Source organism: Ruegeria sp. CH6, assembly GCF_056537005.1.
This window is the reverse complement of the sequence record NZ_JBQFQS010000042.1, coordinates 1-1,855: the sequence shown is the minus strand read 5'-3', so window position 1 is coordinate 1,855 and position 1,855 is coordinate 1. Positions and strand designations below refer to the sequence as shown.

2 protein-coding genes are annotated in these 1,855 nt (G+C 50.9%); one reads left to right on the top strand and one right to left on the bottom strand.

Going from position 1 to position 1,855, the window contains the following annotated elements:
• Positions 1–86: 86 nt before the first annotated feature.
• Complete coding sequence (locus ACR0CW_RS23060) at positions 87–962, bottom strand: LysR family transcriptional regulator (RefSeq protein WP_480789574.1); 876 nt, start codon at positions 960–962, stop codon at positions 87–89.
• A gap of 91 nt (positions 963–1,053) precedes the next feature.
• Here ACR0CW_RS23060 and ACR0CW_RS23055 point away from each other — a divergent pair, with 91 nt between their 5' ends.
• On the top strand, positions 1,054–1,770 hold the full coding sequence (locus ACR0CW_RS23055) for a DMT family transporter (protein ID WP_480789573.1): 717 nt from the start codon (positions 1,054–1,056) through the stop codon (positions 1,768–1,770).
• Positions 1,771–1,855: the final 85 nt, after the last annotated feature.

Here is a 1,855-nt window from a genome sequence, read left to right as displayed (position 1 = left end):
ATCTGCTACCTCCATATCTGCTCAAAGATATGGAATCACGGATCAGAAAACTGGGGAAGACTGAATCTGATAAAGCCAGACGCGCTCTAGCGGCAGGTTTCAGCAACCTCTTGCAACCACCGGACAAACTTTCTGGTCAGGTTTGTTTCGTACCTACCAATGTGCAGCGAATAGCATCCAACGCTGATTTCCTGGCTGTCAGGCAATGGGACAAGCCGTCCTTCAGACAATTCAGCCTCAACCATGAACTCAGAAGAGAGTATCATCCCCATACCTGCACACGCGGCACGCAGGGCTGCATCGTCCAAATCAAAGCGTTCCGCAAAGGTGAGTTGCACATCCTGTCTGCCCGTTTCTGCCATCCAGAGAAGCCAATCCCAGTTTCCTTTGGTGCATTGGATGGCCGGAATGGAAGCCAGATCGCTTGAGTTGTCGAGTTTGGACAGCAAGGCTGGTGCGAGATATGGGCGGCAAACATCATCTAATAGGTTACTCTCACCTTCTAAACATTCGCCACAACGAAAATATCTGATTGTTACGTCAGCATCGCTAGACAGTTGACGATCTTCGTCAAAAAACGTCTCGACTTCCACATTGGCATCAAGGTTCTTCGCCTTGAAGAGATGTAGTTTTGGTATCAACCACCGAACCGCGAATGACATGGAGGCGCGAACGCGCAGAGCGTTGTTGCCTCGGATGACATTGCCAAGTGACGTATGCAGCAGGTGCAATCCGGGCGTGGCTTGTTGGGCCAACTGGTTGCCTGCATCAGTTAGTTCAATAGCGTTGTTGCGGCGGATAAAGAGCTGGGTGCCCAGAGACTGCTCAAGCGACCTGATCTGATGACTAACGGCCCCCGGTGTCACTGAAAGCTCATCTGCGGTCAGCTTGATACTCATATGCTGGGCCGTGATCAGGAAAACGCGCAACGCGTTCAAAGATGTCAAACTTGGATTCTGCATTAAAAATTCTCACTCAGAGAGAATATAACTCGTTTGAAGACAAGGGGAAGCTGCCTTTAGGAACAAACATGTTCTTCTAATCAGGTTCCACATGCCATCAAGAAACGAAAATATCGAAGCGGTCCTTTGGGTGCTGCTCAGCACCGCTCTGTTCACTGTGGTTTTTGCGTCTGCCAAATTTGCCGATGGGGCTATTGGAATCTTTCAGATTATCTTGCTGAGATACGTTGGTGCGTTTGCAACGGTGTTCTGGCTGGTGGCTCGCTCAGGTTCTTTCAGTCAGTATAAGAGCAAAGTACCGCTTCGACATTTCATACGCGCAGTTTTCGGATGTTCCGCTGCGGCGGCCATTACCTGGTCAACCGCTCACATGCCGGTGGCAGACGCATCGGCCATTGGCATTCTCTACGGAGTCATAACCGTGTTACTTGGTATCATGTTCCTAAAGAAACGTGTCGGTGTGCGGCACTGGATGGCGGTTCTGATTTCACTTGCAGGGGCTGCGTTGATTATGGCGGCACAGGGCGCATTTCAAAGCCATATCGCTGCGTTTCCAGCCATGATTGCTTTGCTAAGTGCTGTACTTATGGCCTCAGAGGGACTGCTGATCCGGACACTGAGCCAAACCGAAAGCGCGCTGTCTATGATGCTCTATATCTCTGGCTTTGGCATCCTTCTATTGGGTGTCCCCGCAATGCTGGAGTGGAAAAACATCAGCGCGACACTCGTCATCGGCTGCCTCGCGCTTGGGCCGCTGTCGGTTGCTGCCCAGTATTGTACGATAAGGGGATACTGCATTGCGCTGTAGTGGTTCCGATGTGATCTGACAGCTGGCCGTTTTTCTGGCGGGTTCTGTCAGGTCAAGTTTGGTTCAGGAACTTTTCCTTCCAGAT